Source organism: Rhodanobacter sp. FW102-FHT14D06 (assembly GCF_043950705.1).
In the GTDB taxonomy this organism is placed as follows: Bacteria; Pseudomonadota; Gammaproteobacteria; order Xanthomonadales; family Rhodanobacteraceae; genus Rhodanobacter.
This window is the reverse complement of the sequence record NZ_CP170722.1, coordinates 457,258-471,410: the sequence shown is the minus strand read 5'-3', so window position 1 is coordinate 471,410 and position 14,153 is coordinate 457,258. Positions and strand designations below refer to the sequence as shown.

At 68.1% G+C, this 14,153-nt stretch carries 14 protein-coding genes; 8 read left to right on the top strand and 6 right to left on the bottom strand.

The window, feature by feature from the left end; all coding sequences use genetic code 11:
• Window positions 1-96: 96 nt before the first annotated feature.
• From ACFCQI_RS02455 to ACFCQI_RS02420, 8 genes are all read left to right on the top strand, one after another.
• The gene (locus ACFCQI_RS02455) at window positions 97-1,809 is read left to right on the top strand and encodes a methyl-accepting chemotaxis protein (RefSeq protein WP_395119793.1); all 1,713 of its coding nucleotides are present in this window, start codon (window positions 97-99) and stop codon (window positions 1,807-1,809) included.
• A 190-nt stretch (window positions 1,810-1,999) separates the two neighbouring features.
• Window positions 2,000-2,506, top strand: coding sequence for a chemotaxis protein CheW (locus tag ACFCQI_RS02450; RefSeq protein WP_136257424.1), 507 nt, complete (start codon window positions 2,000-2,002; stop codon window positions 2,504-2,506).
• A 14-nt stretch (window positions 2,507-2,520) separates the two neighbouring features.
• Window positions 2,521-4,245, top strand: coding sequence for a methyl-accepting chemotaxis protein (locus ACFCQI_RS02445; protein ID WP_395119792.1), 1,725 nt, complete (start codon window positions 2,521-2,523; stop codon window positions 4,243-4,245).
• Window positions 4,246-4,247: 2 nt separating this feature from the next.
• Window positions 4,248-5,120 (top strand): CheR family methyltransferase, encoded by an 873-nt coding sequence (locus ACFCQI_RS02440; protein ID WP_395119791.1) that lies wholly within the window; start codon window positions 4,248-4,250, stop codon window positions 5,118-5,120.
• Window positions 5,120-5,770, top strand: a complete 651-nt coding sequence (cheD, locus tag ACFCQI_RS02435) for a chemoreceptor glutamine deamidase CheD (RefSeq protein WP_395119790.1) — start codon at window positions 5,120-5,122, stop codon at window positions 5,768-5,770. The genes ACFCQI_RS02440 and cheD overlap by 1 nt, the downstream gene beginning before the upstream one ends.
• Before the next feature lie 99 nt (window positions 5,771-5,869).
• Window positions 5,870-6,961, top strand: coding sequence for a chemotaxis response regulator protein-glutamate methylesterase (locus tag ACFCQI_RS02430; RefSeq protein WP_395119789.1), 1,092 nt, complete (start codon window positions 5,870-5,872; stop codon window positions 6,959-6,961).
• 15 nt (window positions 6,962-6,976) lie between these two features.
• On the top strand, window positions 6,977-8,155 hold the full coding sequence (locus tag ACFCQI_RS02425) for a methyl-accepting chemotaxis protein (RefSeq protein ID WP_395119788.1): 1,179 nt from the start codon (window positions 6,977-6,979) through the stop codon (window positions 8,153-8,155).
• Between the two features lie 9 nt (window positions 8,156-8,164).
• On the top strand, window positions 8,165-8,464 hold the full coding sequence (locus ACFCQI_RS02420) for an STAS domain-containing protein (protein WP_395119787.1): 300 nt from the start codon (window positions 8,165-8,167) through the stop codon (window positions 8,462-8,464).
• A 203-nt stretch (window positions 8,465-8,667) separates the two neighbouring features.
• Here ACFCQI_RS02420 and ACFCQI_RS02415 read toward each other — a convergent pair whose 3' ends face one another.
• The 6 genes from ACFCQI_RS02415 to ACFCQI_RS02390 all read right to left on the bottom strand — a co-directional run bounded on the left by ACFCQI_RS02415 (window position 8,668) and on the right by ACFCQI_RS02390 (window position 14,060).
• Window positions 8,668-9,027, bottom strand: a complete 360-nt coding sequence (locus ACFCQI_RS02415) for a hypothetical protein (protein ID WP_395119786.1) — start codon at window positions 9,025-9,027, stop codon at window positions 8,668-8,670.
• Window positions 9,028-9,205: 178 nt separating this feature from the next.
• Window positions 9,206-10,225 (bottom strand): magnesium and cobalt transport protein CorA, encoded by a 1,020-nt coding sequence (locus ACFCQI_RS02410; protein ID WP_395119785.1) that lies wholly within the window; start codon window positions 10,223-10,225, stop codon window positions 9,206-9,208.
• A 45-nt stretch (window positions 10,226-10,270) separates the two neighbouring features.
• Window positions 10,271-11,452 carry a DUF4105 domain-containing protein gene (locus tag ACFCQI_RS02405; protein WP_395119784.1) on the bottom strand — a complete coding sequence of 394 codons (1,182 nt, stop codon included), beginning with the start codon at window positions 11,450-11,452 and terminating at the stop codon, window positions 10,271-10,273.
• A 35-nt stretch (window positions 11,453-11,487) separates the two neighbouring features.
• Entirely contained in the window at window positions 11,488-12,345 is an 858-nt protein-coding gene (locus ACFCQI_RS02400; RefSeq protein WP_395119783.1) for an HlyC/CorC family transporter, read from the bottom strand.
• Between the two features lie 174 nt (window positions 12,346-12,519).
• The gene (gene ybeY, locus ACFCQI_RS02395; protein ID WP_395119782.1) at window positions 12,520-13,017 is read right to left on the bottom strand and encodes an rRNA maturation RNase YbeY; all 498 of its coding nucleotides are present in this window, start codon (window positions 13,015-13,017) and stop codon (window positions 12,520-12,522) included.
• Window positions 13,018-13,043: 26 nt separating this feature from the next.
• Complete coding sequence (locus tag ACFCQI_RS02390) at window positions 13,044-14,060, bottom strand: PhoH family protein (RefSeq protein WP_395119781.1); 1,017 nt, start codon at window positions 14,058-14,060, stop codon at window positions 13,044-13,046.
• Window positions 14,061-14,153: the final 93 nt, after the last annotated feature.

Genomic DNA, 14,153 nt, shown 5'->3' with positions numbered 1-14,153 from the left:
AACCCGGATGCGTTCGCCGGCGAGTGTTACGGCGCCTCTGCGCGCCGCCCCGCGCGGTCATGGTGGCCGGCGGGCCTTCTCTTCGAGGTGTTCGAGATGTTGTCGGCGATACGCGGTTTCTTTGATCGGCTCAGCCTGAACGCACGGCTGGTGCTGGTCGTGTCGGTGGTCGTGCTGGGGCTGTTCGGCCTCACCGTGATGAATGCGCTGCAAAATCGCGCCGGTCAGATGGACGGGCTCCAGAGCCTGTTGCGCAGCCAGATCGAGTCGGCCGTGTCGGTGGCTGCCGCGTTCCACGAGCGCGCGGGCAAGGGCGAGTTCAGCGAGGCGGAGGCGCAGAAGCGCGCGCTCGCCCAGATCCACGACATGCAATGGAACAAGGGTGCCGGCTACGTCTTCGCATTCGACGACAATTACACGTTGACCTCGCACCCGGTGATGCTGGACAAGCTTGGCACCAGCGTGCGCGACATGACCGACCAGAATGGCAAGGCGATCTTCCAGGCGATGCATGCCATCGACATGAAGGACGGCGGCGGGCTGACCTACTACGACTGGCTCAAGCCCAGCAGCAAGAAGATCGTGGGCAAGGTGACCTACTCCGAGCGCTATCAGCCGTGGGGCATGCACTTCGGCGCCGGCGCCTATTTCGACGACATCGATGCGCAGTTCCGCCAGACCCTCGCACTGAACCTGGGCAAGGCGGGATTGCTGGCATTGCTGGTGATCGGGCTGGTGTGGCTGTCGATGCGCAGCATCCGTCGCAGCATCGGCGGCGAGCCGGGTTTCGCGGTGGCCATGGCCACGCGCATCGCCAACGGCGACCTGGTCAAGGACGACGGTGGCAAGACGTTTGCCGCCGGCAGCCTGCTGGCCGAATTGGCCCGCATGCGCGACCGGCTGACCGGCATCGTGGGCGAAGTGCAACATGGCTCGGAGGCGGTGAGCAGCGCAGCGCAGCAGATCGCCAAGGGCAACGACGACCTCAGCCAGCGCACGCAGGAGCAGGCCTCCAGCCTGGAGGAAACCGCCGCCTCGATGGAGGAGATGACCTCCACCGTGAAGCAGAACGCCGAGAACGCCAGCTACGCCAACCAGCTTGCCAGCGGCGCGCGCGAGCAGGCCGAGCGCGGCGGCGAGGTGGCCGCGCAGGCGGTGGCGGCGATGGACGAGATCAATGCCTCCAGCCGCAAGATCGCCGACATCGTGGGGCTGATCGACGAGATCGCGTTCCAGACCAACCTGCTGTCGCTCAACGCCGCGGTGGAAGCCGCGCGTGCCGGCGAGCAGGGCCGTGGCTTCGCCGTGGTGGCCAGCGAGGTGCGCAGCCTGTCCCAGCGCAGCGCGGCGGCGGCGAAGGAGATCAAGGGGCTGATCAACGAAAGCGTGCAGCGGGTGCAGGCCGGCAGCGCGCTGGTCGACCAGTCCGGCGCGGCGCTGACCGGCATCGTGGAGAGCGTCAAGAAAGTCACCGACATCGTTGCCGAGATCGCCGCGGCCAGCCACGAGCAGTCCGCCGGCATCGACCAGGTCAACCGCGCCGTGATGCAGATGGACGAGGTCACCCAGCAGAACGCGGCGCTGGTCGAGGAGGCCGCCGCCGCCGCGCGGGCGATGCAGGAACAGGCGCTGGAACTGCAGCGGCAGATGAGATTCTTCCAGCTCGGCGGCGCACCGTCCGATGCGCAAGCGCCCGTCGCGGCGCCGGAATCGGCACGCGTGGTGGAGCTGCCGCGCAAGGCGGTGGCTCGTGCTGCCGAGCCGGCGCCGCGGCGCGCGGCGGCCGCCGGCGCCTGGACCGAGTTCTGATTCTCCGTTTCGCGGTCCCCCCCCGGGCGCTTGCCTGCCAGCGGCCGCCCGATGGCGGGACCGCGCCCGTCTTCCGCACGGCGCGGCAGCAGCGGCCGCGTCCGCTTTCCGCTCAAGTTTCCTGTCGCCGTGCCGACACAGGTGATGGCGGCACGGCGACCGCAATCGCCCATCACGAGGTAGCAGGCTCATGCACGAGAACACCGATGGCGCGGCACCGACGGTGCAGCAGCTGACGTTCAACCTGGCGGGCGAGGAGTACGGCGTCGACATCCTGTCGGTGCGCGAGATCCGCGGCTGGTCGCGCGTGACGCGCATCCCGCAGACGCCCGACCACCTGCTCGGCGTGCTCAACCTGCGCGGCGCGATCGTGCCGATCATGGACCTGCGCCTGCGCTTCGGCCTGGAGCGCGAGAGCTATGGCGACAGCACGGTGGTGATCATCGTGGCGGTCGCCGAGCGGTTGTTCGGCATCGTGGTGGATGCCGTTTCCGACGTGGTCGACATCGACCCGTCCGCGATCAAGCCGGTGCCCGACATGGGCGCCGTCGTGGACACCCGCTACCTGAAAGGTCTGGCCACCCATGTCGAACGCATGGTGATGCTGCTGGACGTGGACAAGCTGATGCGTCCGGAAGACGTGGAAACCCTGGACGCGGCGCTGCCGCATGTCCGCGAAGTCGAAGTTGCCGCCTGAATCGGGGAATGCTCATGAAGATCAAGAAAGTGCTGGCACGTTTCGCCAAGGTGCCCACCCTAACCGTCAAGGCGCGCCTGATCGGCGTGTTCGCGCTGCTCGGCGCGATGCTGGTGGCCGGTGCGGCGATCGGCCTGGGCGTGATGTCCTGGCAGAACGAGGGCATGCGCACGAGTTACGAGGAGGCGATGGTGCCGGCCAGCCTGATGGGCCAGCTGCGCGCCAAGTCGCTGCTGAATTTCATCGTGCTGGGCGAGGCCGCCGGCGCGATCGACAAGCCCAACCAGGTGAAACAGAAGGTCGCCGAGTCCGAGCAGATCCAGAAGGATATCGCGGCGGTCAACAAGCAACTGGCCGCCATTCATCTGAGCCCGGAGGTCGCCAAGAAATACAAGGACTACAACGACACCACGGGGGATTACAGCGATGCGCTGAAGGAGATCTACGACGGCCTCAATTCCAGCGACACCGGCACCGCCGACATGATGGACATGCAGCTGCGCCCGTTGCTGATGATGCGCCAGGACGCACTGGACAAGCTGGTCACCGCGCAGAGCGACGAAGTGCGTGACATCTACCAGTCGCAGGTCAAGCGCTACCGCTTCGTGCAGACCACCACGCTGGCGGCACTGATCGCCGGCCTGCTGCTGGCGCTGTTCGTCGCGGTGCGGCTGATCCGCTCGATCACCGGCGCCTTGCACCATGCGGTGAAGATCGCCGACCAGATCGGCGAGGGCAAACTGGGCCATGACATCCGCGTGAACCGCAAGGACGAGTTCGGTCGCCTGCTGCTCGCCTTCCGCAACATGGACCAGCACCTCAGCGAGATCGTGGGCGAAGTGCGGCTTGGCTCGGATGCGGTGAGCACGGCCGCGCAGCAGATCGCCCGCGGCAACGACGACCTCAGCCAGCGCACGCAGGAACAGGCCTCCAGCCTGGAGGAAACCGCCTCGTCGATGGAGGAGATGACCTCCACCGTGAAGCAGAACGCGGAGAACGCCAGCCACGCCAACCAGCTCGCCCGTGGTGCGCGCGAACAGGCCGAACGCGGCGGTGAAGTGGCCGGCAAGGCGATCGCGGCGATGACCGAGATCGACGCCTCCAGCCGCAAGATCGGCGACATCGTGGGGCTGATCCAGGAGATCGCCTTCCAGACCAACCTGCTGGCGCTCAACGCGGCGGTGGAAGCGGCGCGCGCCGGCGAGCAGGGCCGCGGCTTCGCCGTGGTGGCCACCGAGGTGCGCAGCCTGGCCCAGCGCAGCGCCGGCGCGGCAAAGGAGATCAAGGGCCTGATCAGCGACAGCGAGGAAAAGGTGCGTACCGGTTCCGAGTTGGTCAACCAGTCAGGCAAGGCGCTGGCCGAGATCGTCGACAGCGTGAAGAAAGTCACCGACATCGTGGCCGAGATCGCCGCGGCCAGCCATGAGCAGTCCGCCGGCATCGACCAGGTCAACAACGCCGTGATGCAGATGGACGAAATGACCCAGCAGAACGCCGCGCTGGTCGAGGAAGCCTCGGCCGCTGCCCGCGCGATGCACGAGCAGGCCGACGAACTGGCACGTCAGGTGGCGTTCTTCCAGGTCGCCGACAGCGGCCAGGCGGCGCCGGCCAAGGCGCCGGTCGCGGCCGCCGCCGCGGTGGAGACTGCCGCGGTATTGGCCGCCGTGCGCAAGGCGCAGCCGGCACGCGCGATGGCCGAGGCGGACGCCGCCGCGGCTGGTGCGTGGAAGGAGTTCTGAGCATGAACGCGACGGTCGACATGCCCGTCGCCGAGGTCGCCGGCGGTCCGCGCCTGGGCGACAGCGAGTTCGAGTTCCTGCGCAAGTTCGTCTACACCCATTGCGGCATCTCGCTGGGCGAGCACAAGCGGCAACTGGTGCAGGGGCGGCTGTTCCGTCGCCTGCGCGCGCTGGGCCTGCAGCAGTTCAGCAGCTATTGCGAGCTGCTGCAGCGCGATCCGCAAAGCGAACTGGGCGAACTGGCCAGCGTCATCAGCACCAATGTGACCTCGTTCTTCCGCGAGGTGCACCACTACGACCTGCTGGTTGCCGAGCTGCTGCCGCGCTGGCTGGAAGACAAGCGTCGCAGCGGCGAGCGGCTGCGCATCTGGTCGGCGGGCTGCTCTACCGGCGAGGAGCCCTACGCGCTGGCGATGGTGCTGGCCGAGGCGATCGAGCAGCACGGCGCCAGCGGCGTGGACGCGAAGATCCTCGCCACCGACCTCTCGCCGCAGGCACTGGAAACCGCGCGCCGCGGCGTCTATCCGCTGGACCGCCTCGGCGGCATCAGCGACGCCCATCGCCGCCGCTGGATGCTGCGCGGCTCGGGCGAGTACGAAGGCCTCGCCAGCGTGCATCCGACGCTGCGCGAGCTGGTCACGATCCAGCCGTTGAACCTGCTGCACGAATGGCCGATGAAGGGCCCGTTCGACGCGATCTTCTGCCGCAACGTGGTGATCTATTTCGACCAGCCGACCAAGCAGCGCCTGTTCCGTCGCTACGCGGAACTGTTGCCGGTCGGCGGCTACCTGTTCCTGGGCCACAGCGAGTCGCTGCACGGCATCAGCGAGGATTTCGAACTGATCGGCCGCACGGTCTACCGGAAACGCGGTTGATGGACGTGCAGCTGGCCGATCGACGCAAGGCGCCCGCGATTTCGGCGGCACCGCCGGGCTTCGAGCACCTGCGGCGCTTCTGGGACCCGGCGCAGGGCTGCATGACGGTCAAGGTGCTGCCCGGCGAGTTCTACGTCAGCGACCAGGAAGAAATGCTGAGCACCGTGCTGGGCTCGTGCGTCTCCGCCTGCATCCACGACGTGCGCCGCGGCATCGGCGGCATGAACCATTTCATGCTGCCCGAACCGGTCGGCGAGCGCGACAACTGGTCCTCCACCGTGGGCCGCGCGGCCCGCTACGGCTCGGACGCGATGGAGCAGCTGATCAACGCGATCCTCAAGGCCGGCGGCCAGCGCGCCGACCTGCGCGTGAAGGTATTCGGCGGCGGCCGCGTGCTGGCGCGCATGAGCGACGTGGGCCAGCGCAACATCGAGTTCGTGCGCCGCTACATCGCGGCGGAGAACCTGGAGCTGGTGGCGTCGGATCTCGGAGACGTGTTCCCGCGCCAGGTGCAGTTCTTCCCGCACAGCGGCCGCGCCCGCGTGCGCCTGCTCCGGCGCAGCGACGACGTGGCGCTGGTGGCCGGCGAGAGCGGTTACCTCAAGCGTTTGGCAAACGATCCGATAAAGGGTGAGGTGGAGCTGTTCTAGTGGCGGCGGCGGGGGCCGGAAGTGGCCGCACTGCTTCCGCCTCCGCGCTCGCGGCTCGTTTCGCACCACCCTCGACAAGACAAGGCAGAGAAGCAGGCAATGACAAGGGTGCGCGTTCTGGTGATCGACGATTCCGCATTGGTGCGCAAGCTGATGTCGACGATGCTTGCCTGCGATCCGGAGATCGAGGTGGTCGGCGCTGCCGCCGACCCGCTGATCGCCCGCGAGAAGATCAAGCAGCTCAACCCCGACGTGCTGACCCTTGACGTGGAGATGCCGCGCATGGACGGCATCACCTTCCTGGAAAACCTGATGCGGCTGCGGCCGATGCCGGTGGTGATGGTGTCGTCGCTGACCGTGGAAGGCGCCGACGTCACCTTGCGCGCGCTGGAAATGGGCGCGGTGGATTTCTTCGCCAAGCCCGACCACGACCTGGCCAGCCGCTTCGGCGAATGCGCGCAGGAGATCTGCGACAAGGTGAAGCTCGCCGCGCGCACCCGCCCGCGCGCGCGGACCACGGTGCGCAAGCTGGACGTGGCGCCGCGCCTGTCTGCCGACGCCGTGCTGCCGCGGGCACAGACCGCCGGCAGCCGCGGCGGCAGTCCGATCATCGCCATCGGCGCCTCCACCGGCGGCACCGAGGCGGTGCGCGTGGTGCTGGAGGCGATGCCGCCGGATGCGCCGCCGATCCTGGTCACCCAGCACATCCCGGCTGCGTTCAGCGGCCCGTTCGCCGCGCGCATGGATCGCTGCTCGGCGATGCGCGTGTGCGAGGCGCAGGATGGCCAGCCGATCCAGTCCGGCCATGCCTACATCGCCCCCGGCAGCCACCACCTGCTGGCGATGTGGGACGGCGCGAAATACGTCTGCCGCCTGCACGACGGCCCGCCGGTGAACCGGCACAAGCCCAGCGTGGACGTGCTGTTCCGTTCGCTGGCCGCCAGCGCGGGCGCGGCTACGCTTGCCGTGCTGTTGACCGGCATGGGCGACGACGGCGCCCGCGGCCTGCTGGAACTGCGCCAGGCCGGTGCCGCCACGCTGGTGCAGGACGAGGCCAGTTCGGTGGTGTGGGGCATGCCCGGTGCTGCCTGGAAACTCGGTGCCGCCGGCGAAATGCTGCCGCTGGACCACATCGCGCCGCGCCTGCTGGCGCTGGCGCGCCAACCGCTAGCCGGCGCCATGCGCGCCTGATCCGGGGATTCGATCATGACTTTCACGCCCTCCCTTCTTGCCGGACGCCCGCTTGCCGGCGTCGCCGCCAGCGCGCTGGCGCTTGGGCTGTCGCTGCTGTGGCATCCGGCCTGGCTGGCGCCGCTGCTGGTGGTGCTGCTGACCGTGGTGTGGATCGTGGAGACCTGCCACCGCGCCGAACCGGCCGCCGAACCGGTACCGGCCATCCATGCCGGGCCGGTGCGCGAGGCGCTGGAAGACGTGCGCGGCGCGCTGGTCGACGAACTCGGCCACGCCAGCCGCGAACTGCACCAGGGCCTGGGCCTGCTGCGCGATGCCGTCTCCGAACTCGGCGGCGGCTTCGACGGCCTCTCCAACAAGACCGCGCTGCAGCAGTCGCTGCTCAAGCAGATCATCGAGGTGCAGGACGGCGGCGTGTCGATCCAGGATTTCGCCAGCCGCACCGGCGACCTGCTGGAGCACTTCGTCGGCATGATCGTGCAGATGTCGCGCGAGAGCCTGCGCATCGTCTACCGCATCGACGGCATGGCCAAGGAGATGGATGCGGTGTTCGGCCTGCTGAAGAACGTCAACACGATCGCCGAGGAAACCAACCTGCTGGCGCTCAACGCCGCGATCGAGGCGGCGCGCGCGGGCGAATCCGGCCGCGGCTTTGCCGTGGTGGCCGGGGAGATCCGCAACCTGGCCAGCAACTCCAACCAGTTCAACGAACAGATCGGCAGCCACGTCGAACGGGCGCGCGCAGCGATGGAGCAGCTGCGCGGCCTGGTCGGCACGATGGCCTCGCAGGATCTCAACGTGGCGCTGTCGGCCAAGGGCGGCATCGACGCGATGATGGCCCACGTCACCGAGAGCGACGCGCGCACCAGCGCGGTGGCCGACCAGGTGGTGGAGATCAACCGCGGCCTGGGCAGCGACGTCTCCACCACGATCCGCTCGCTGCAGTTCGAGGACATCCTGAGCCAGCTGATCACGCAGACCCGCGCGCGGCTGGTGGAACTGCAGGAAATCACCGCCGATTGCACCCGCGACATCGAAGAGCTGGCCTGCGCGTCGATGGACGCCGAGGCGCTGGACGAGCGCGCTCGGCGCGTGCGTTCACGCCTCGCGGTACAACGCGAAAAGGCGCGCCTGCGCTCGCGCGGCCCGGCCCTGCAAAGCAGCATGGACGCCGGCGAAATCGAACTTTTCTGAGGATTGGCCATGATTGTTCACCACGACAGCGAAAGCGATTGCCTCAGCCTGCAACTGGGCGAGCGCTTCGATTTCAGCATCCACCGCGAGTTCCACGACGCCTGCCTCGGCGCCGGCCGCGTGGCACGCAGCTACCTGATCGATCTGGCCGAAGTCACCCACATGGACAGCTCCGCGCTGGGCATGCTGTTGCTGCTGCGCGAACACGCCGGCGCGGACCACGCGGACATCCGCATCGTCAACGCCGGCACCGAACTGCGCGGCACCCTGCGCGTGGCGGGGTTCGACAAGCTGTTTGTGTTGCATTGAGGGGCGAGGGATCAGCTTCAAGAGAGCCCTGTCCCCCGCGGCATTTCCCGCAGGAGCCCGCTCGCGGGCGATCCTTTGCGAGTCCCCGCCCTGATCCCCAATCCGGACAAGAGAGCATCGCCCGCGAGCGCGCTCCTGCGGGACTCACACAGTAAAAAGGCTCCCGAGGGAGCCTTTTTTGCTGTTGATGGAAACCGGCAGGTTTACCAGGAGCGCACCTTCACCACGCTAGCGGTGAAGCTGGCGATGTTGCGCTCGTAATGGAACAGGCGGCCGAGGTCGAACGACACCGACTGGCCCGGGGTGATGTTGGAGGTGCCGGCCGGCCAGGCCTGCTTGGACTGCAGGACGTTGCCCGCGTCGTCCTTCAGCTCGATGCGGATCTGCGCCGCCGACGGCGTGGCGCAGCTGTTCACCAGCTGGCCGCGCAGGCTCAGCTTGCCGGCCAGGCCGCTGGCGGCCGACGGGGTGAACTCGGTGATGGCGAAATCCTTGACGGTGCACTCGGCGTGGACCGCCATCGGCGCCAGCAACAAAGCGGTGGTCATGAGCAGAGTTTTCATGGGTCGATGCATCCCCTGGGGTTTTGTGGTGAGTACTACCGTGTTCGGCCGGCGCGGGAAAATCTTTAGCCCCGCGCCACATCGCCGCCGGAGCGGGACGGCGGGACAGGGCCCGGCAGGGGGCGCCGCGGCAGTGCGGGCGGGCGCGGATCAGGTCGTCAGCGGGGTCGAACGGGCGTCACAGCCACTTGTTGCGCTTCAGGGCCGCGTAGATGCCGCCCACCACGCCGGCCATCACCACGATGATCGCCGGGTATGCCCACGGCTGACCCAGCTCGGGCATGTGCTGGAAGTTCATGCCGTACCAGCTGGTGAGCAGGGTCGGCGCGGCCAGCATGGCGGCCCAGCCGGCGAGTTTCTTCATCACCTCGTTCTGGCCGAAGGTGACCAGCGAGAGGTTGACGTTGATCGCGGCGGTGAGCATTTCGCGCATTGCGCTGATCGATTCGTTGACGCGGAACACGTGGTCGTAGACGTCGCGGAAGTAGGGCCGCAGCTCGTCGGGGATCAGACCCTGGTGCAGCCGCACCAGCTGGCTGGTGATGTCCTGCAGCGGGGCCACGGCCAGACGAAGCGTCATCAGGTCGCGCTGCATGTCGTAGAGCCGGTGCACCGTGCTGCGCTTGAAGGTCTCGGCGAAGATGTCCTGCTCGAGCAGGCCCAGCTCTTCGCGGAAGTCGCGCACGATCGGCAGCAGGTTGTCGACGATCAGGTCGAGCACGCCGTAGAGACCATAGCTGGGTCCGTTGGCGAGCAGCTCGGGCACGTTCTCGCAGGCACGCCGCGCCGGGGCGTACGACAGCGAGGCACCGTGGCGCACGGTGACCAGGTAGCGCGCGCCGAGGAAGATCTGCGTCTCGCCGAACTTCAGCTCGGCCTCGATCAGCTGCGCGGTCTGCACCACCAGGAACAGGGAGTCGCCGTAGGTCTCGATCTTGGTGCGCTGGTGGGCGGTGTGCGCGTCCTCGATCGCCAGGTCATGCAGGCAGAACTCCTCCTGCAGTTTTTCCAGCAGCGGCTCGTCCGGCTCGTGCAGGCCGACCCAGACGAAGGTGTCCGGCGCTGCCAGCACGTCGCTGATGGCGTCCAGGCTGATTTCGCCGAGGCGCGTGCCGTCGCGTTGGTAGGCGATGCAGTTGACCACCATCGGTTCGGCAACGGGCGCAAGTGCAGCAGGCGATGGCGAGGTCGGGAGCATGCCCCATGATGCCGTGCCCGTCGTGGCGGGGCAACGCGCGCGGGGTCAGCGGTTGCGGCGCAGGCCCCACGCCAGCGCCAGCCAGCACGGCAGCGCGAACAGCAGCCACGGCTGGTTCTGCTGCACCGTGCCGGGCAGCAGGTGCAGCGCGAGCGCGGCGAGCATGGCCAGCAACTGCAGCACGATCAGGCCGTCGACGAAGCGCGAGGCGGCGAAGCCGCGACGCGTGCGCCACAGCGTGGGCAGCAGCAGCCACGCCAACGGATTGAACAGCAGCAGGTTGGCGTTGGCCCAGGCGGAGTGGTGCGTGGTCAGCGTCCACAGGCCCAGCAACACCACGCCGACAAGACCGGCCAGCAGCAGGAACAGCGTGCCGAGCAGGGCATGGCCGAGCGGCCACCACAGCCGCGTGGCCAGCAGCAACGCACCCAACAGCAGGCCCGCCGCGCCCAATGGCATGCGCAGGTCGGGCGGCGAGGCCGGCGGCGGAACGAGGCGGTTGGGCGACACCACGCGCTCGTCCTTTACCAGCGGTCGGCTGTCGCCGCCCGGCCCGGTGACCCGCACGTGGCGCAACTGCGTTTGCAGGACGGCGGGCAGGAAACTCTCCTGCCACGCCGTCAACGGCTGGTCGGCGTAGGGCCCCAGGCCCAGGTCCAGCATCAGCATCAGCCAGGGTTGCGCGCTCATCAGCCGCACCGTCTGCTGGCGATAGGTGAATTCGCCAGCACGCGCCTGCAACTGGCTTTTCACGGCGCCGTCGAGTGCGCGATCGAAGGCGTCGCGCACGCGGGTGGTGCAGTTGTCGGCGTAGTAGTCGTAGTCGTAGACGGCGTTCTGCGGGCGCAGGTTCCACAGCAGGTCGTCGCGCAGGCGGGCGGCCTGGTCGGCGTCCAGCGCCAGCCGTTGGCGTGTCACCGAGCGGCCGACTTCGGCGTAGTAGGCCTCCTCCGGCGCGCTGGCTTCGGCGTCCATCATGTAATGCATGCGGCCGCGCGCGAAGTTGAGGAGAAAGTTCTTTTCCTCGAAGTCGAACACGCCGTAGTTGAAATTGACCGACTCGCCCGAGACGCGATCGCGCACCTCGATGGCGTCGTGGCCGAAGCGCTCCCAGTAGATGTCGCCGGGGCCGTAGGTCACCAGCGACACCTCGAGGTCGGTGCCGGGCGCCTCGGCGATGCCGGCGTGCGCCGGTGCCAGTGCGGCGAGCACGAGCAGGGCGAACATGACGGCGATTCGGCGGAGCGGGTCCATGCGCCGGATCAGGAGGCCAGCAGGCCGGGTTGCCGGACCACGCGGAACTGCTGCACGCGGCGGTCGTCCGCCGCGGTGACGTGGAACAGGTAGTCGCCCATCGCGACTTCTTCGCCGACCTCGGGCAGGTGGCCGAATTCGGCGGTGACCATGCCGCCGACGGTGTCGTATTCCTCGTCGGGGAAGCCGGCGCCGGTCTGCTCGTTGAAATCCTCGATCGGGGTCAGCGCGCTCACCAGCCAGTCGCCGCCGGGCTGTTCGTGCATCAGCTCGGGTTCTTCCTCGTCGTCGTGCTCGTCGTCGATCTCGCCGACGATCTCCTCCAGCACGTCCTCGATGGTCACCAGGCCGGCGACGCCGCCGTATTCATTGACCACCAGCGCCATGTGGTTGCGGCTGAGGCGGAACTCCTCCAGCAGCACGTTGAGCCGCATCGACTCGGGGATCAGCACGGCCGGGCGCAGGATCGAGCGGATGTCGAAGTGTTCGGTCGCGCCGAAGTACTTCAGCAGATCCTTGGCCAGCAGGATGCCGAGGATCTCGTCCTTGTCCTCGCCGTGCACGGGGAAGCGCGAGTGGCCGGATTCGACCACGGTGGCCAGCAGGTCGGACAGGGAAGAGTCCGCCGCGAGCATCACGATCTGCGCGCGCGGCACCATGACGTCGTCGACATCCAGCTCGGTGACCTTGATCGCCCCCTCGACCATGGTGAGGGTGTCGACGGAGAGCAGGCCGTTGCTCTGCGCGGCGCGCAACTCCTCAAGCAACTCGTTGCGGTTGCGCGGCTCGCCGGAAAACAGGTGGCCCAGTCGGTCCCACCAGGTGCGGTGGGCCGGGCCGCTGGTACTGCCAGGGTCGTCGTTCATCACTCGTTGAAAATCAGCCCGGACGCGGGCGGAAGCTTGATTCTAGCGGAAAAATCCATCCCGGCCCGGCAGGGGCGCACGGTATGCGCGATCGCCCGGGGGCCGCGCAGGGCGGGCACGGCCCGTCATCGTCATACGGCGAAATGGCGGCGGGCCGGGTCCGCCCTGCAGCATTCAGGTGTACGGGTCGGCGATGCCGAGGCCGGCCAGGATGCGTGTCTCCAGCGCTTCCATGGCCTCGGCCTCGGTCTCCACGATGTGGTCGTAGCCGAGCAGGTGCAGCACGCCGTGTACCGTGAGATGGGCCCAGTGGTCGCGCGGCAATTTGCCCTGTTCGGCGGCCTCGCGCAGCACCACCGGCGCGCAGATCGCCAGATCCCCGATCAGCGGCAGCACCACGCCGGGCGGCAGCTCGGCGGGGAACGACAGCACGTTGGTGGCGTAGTCCTTGCCGCGGTAGTCGCGGTTGAGCGTACGGCCCTCTGCGGCATCGACGATGCGGATGGAAAGCTCGGCCGGCTTGCGCCGTTTGGCTCCGCGCAAGGCCGCCTCGACCCAGCGGCGGAAGCTGGCCGGTGCGGGCAGGCCGGCCCGCGGCACGGCGTAGCCGAGGTGGACGCGTGCGGGAGTCGGGAATCGGGAATCGGGCGTCGGTGGAGCAGGGCGAGGCATGGCTGGCGTCTTTGTGGCGATGTGGTTCAAGGCGACGGGGTTGGTTCTCGTCCATTCGCGCTTTCCGATCCTCCACTCCCTGCCTCCTCGAACGCCTCGTAGGCGCGCACGATCTTGGCCACCAGCGGATGGCGCACCACGTCGCGCGAGGTGAAGAAGGTGAAGCTGATGCCGGCCACGCCGCGCAGCACTTCGATCGCCTGGCGCAATCCGGAGCGCGTGTTGCGCGGCAGGTCGACCTGGGTGACGTCGCCGGTGATCACCGCCACCGTGCCGAAGCCGATCCGGGTGAGGAACATCTTCATCTGCTCGACCGTGGTGTTCTGCGCCTCGTCGAGGATCACGTAGGAATCGTTCAAGGTGCGCCCGCGCATGTACGCCAGCGGCGCGATCTCGATCACGTTGCGCTCGATCAGCTTGGCCACCTTCTCGAAGCCGAGCATCTCGTACAGCGCGTCGTACAGCGGGCGCAGGTAGGGGTCGACCTTCTGGCTGAGGTCGCCGGGCAGGAAGCCCAGCTTCTCGCCGGCCTCCACCGCCGGGCGCACCAGGATCAGCCGCTGCACCCGGTTCGCTTCCAGCGCCTCGACCGCGCTGGCCACGGCGAGATAGGTCTTGCCGGTGCCGGCCGGGCCCACGCCGAAGTTGATGTCGTGGCTGGCGATGGCGTGCAGGTAGCGCGCCTGGTTCGGGCCGCGGCCCTTGATCACGCCGCGCTTGACCTTGATGACCACTTCCTGGGCGCCTTCGGCGGCCGACTCGGTGATCGCGTCGATGCCCGATTCGGCCAGATGCAGGTTGATCTTCGCGCCGGTCAGCGCCTCGCCGGCGGTGCTGGCGTACAGCGCGCGCAGCACATTTTCGGCGGCGCGCGCCGGCGGGTTCTCGCCGATCACCTGGAAGATGCTGCCGCGGTGGTTGATCTCCACGCCGAGGCGCAGCTCGATCTGGCGCAGGTGTTCGTCGAACGGCCCGCACAGGTTGGCGAGGCGGGCGTTGTCGTCGGGATCGAGGGTGAAGTCGCGCTGGTTGAGTTCGCTCATAGGGGCGCGAGCGTAGCGCGCAGGCGCCGGAAGGACCATGCCGGTGGCGGTCGGCGCTGGTGGGTTTGCAAATAATTAAATGATGAATTAATT

What these genes read in the sequence shown, in the direction of transcription:
- ACFCQI_RS02455 (WP_395119793.1), top strand. Translation starts at nt 97, where the DNA reads ATGTTGTCGGCGATACGCGGTTTCTTTGATCGGCTCAGCCTGAACGCA.
- ACFCQI_RS02450 (WP_136257424.1), top strand. Translation starts at nt 2,000, where the DNA reads ATGCACGAGAACACCGATGGCGCGGCACCGACGGTGCAGCAGCTGACG.
- ACFCQI_RS02445 (WP_395119792.1), top strand. Translation starts at nt 2,521, where the DNA reads ATGAAGATCAAGAAAGTGCTGGCACGTTTCGCCAAGGTGCCCACCCTA.
- ACFCQI_RS02440 (WP_395119791.1), top strand. Translation starts at nt 4,248, where the DNA reads ATGAACGCGACGGTCGACATGCCCGTCGCCGAGGTCGCCGGCGGTCCG.
- cheD (WP_395119790.1), top strand. Translation starts at nt 5,120, where the DNA reads ATGGACGTGCAGCTGGCCGATCGACGCAAGGCGCCCGCGATTTCGGCG.
- ACFCQI_RS02430 (WP_395119789.1), top strand. Translation starts at nt 5,870, where the DNA reads ATGACAAGGGTGCGCGTTCTGGTGATCGACGATTCCGCATTGGTGCGC.
- ACFCQI_RS02425 (WP_395119788.1), top strand. Translation starts at nt 6,977, where the DNA reads ATGACTTTCACGCCCTCCCTTCTTGCCGGACGCCCGCTTGCCGGCGTC.
- ACFCQI_RS02420 (WP_395119787.1), top strand. Translation starts at nt 8,165, where the DNA reads ATGATTGTTCACCACGACAGCGAAAGCGATTGCCTCAGCCTGCAACTG.
- ACFCQI_RS02415 (WP_395119786.1), bottom strand. Translation starts at nt 9,027, where the DNA reads ATGAAAACTCTGCTCATGACCACCGCTTTGTTGCTGGCGCCGATGGCG.
- ACFCQI_RS02410 (WP_395119785.1), bottom strand. Translation starts at nt 10,225, where the DNA reads ATGCTCCCGACCTCGCCATCGCCTGCTGCACTTGCGCCCGTTGCCGAA.
- ACFCQI_RS02405 (WP_395119784.1), bottom strand. Translation starts at nt 11,452, where the DNA reads ATGTTCGCCCTGCTCGTGCTCGCCGCACTGGCACCGGCGCACGCCGGC.
- ACFCQI_RS02400 (WP_395119783.1), bottom strand. Translation starts at nt 12,345, where the DNA reads ATGAACGACGACCCTGGCAGTACCAGCGGCCCGGCCCACCGCACCTGG.
- ybeY (WP_395119782.1), bottom strand. Translation starts at nt 13,017, where the DNA reads ATGCCTCGCCCTGCTCCACCGACGCCCGATTCCCGATTCCCGACTCCC.
- ACFCQI_RS02390 (WP_395119781.1), bottom strand. Translation starts at nt 14,060, where the DNA reads ATGAGCGAACTCAACCAGCGCGACTTCACCCTCGATCCCGACGACAAC.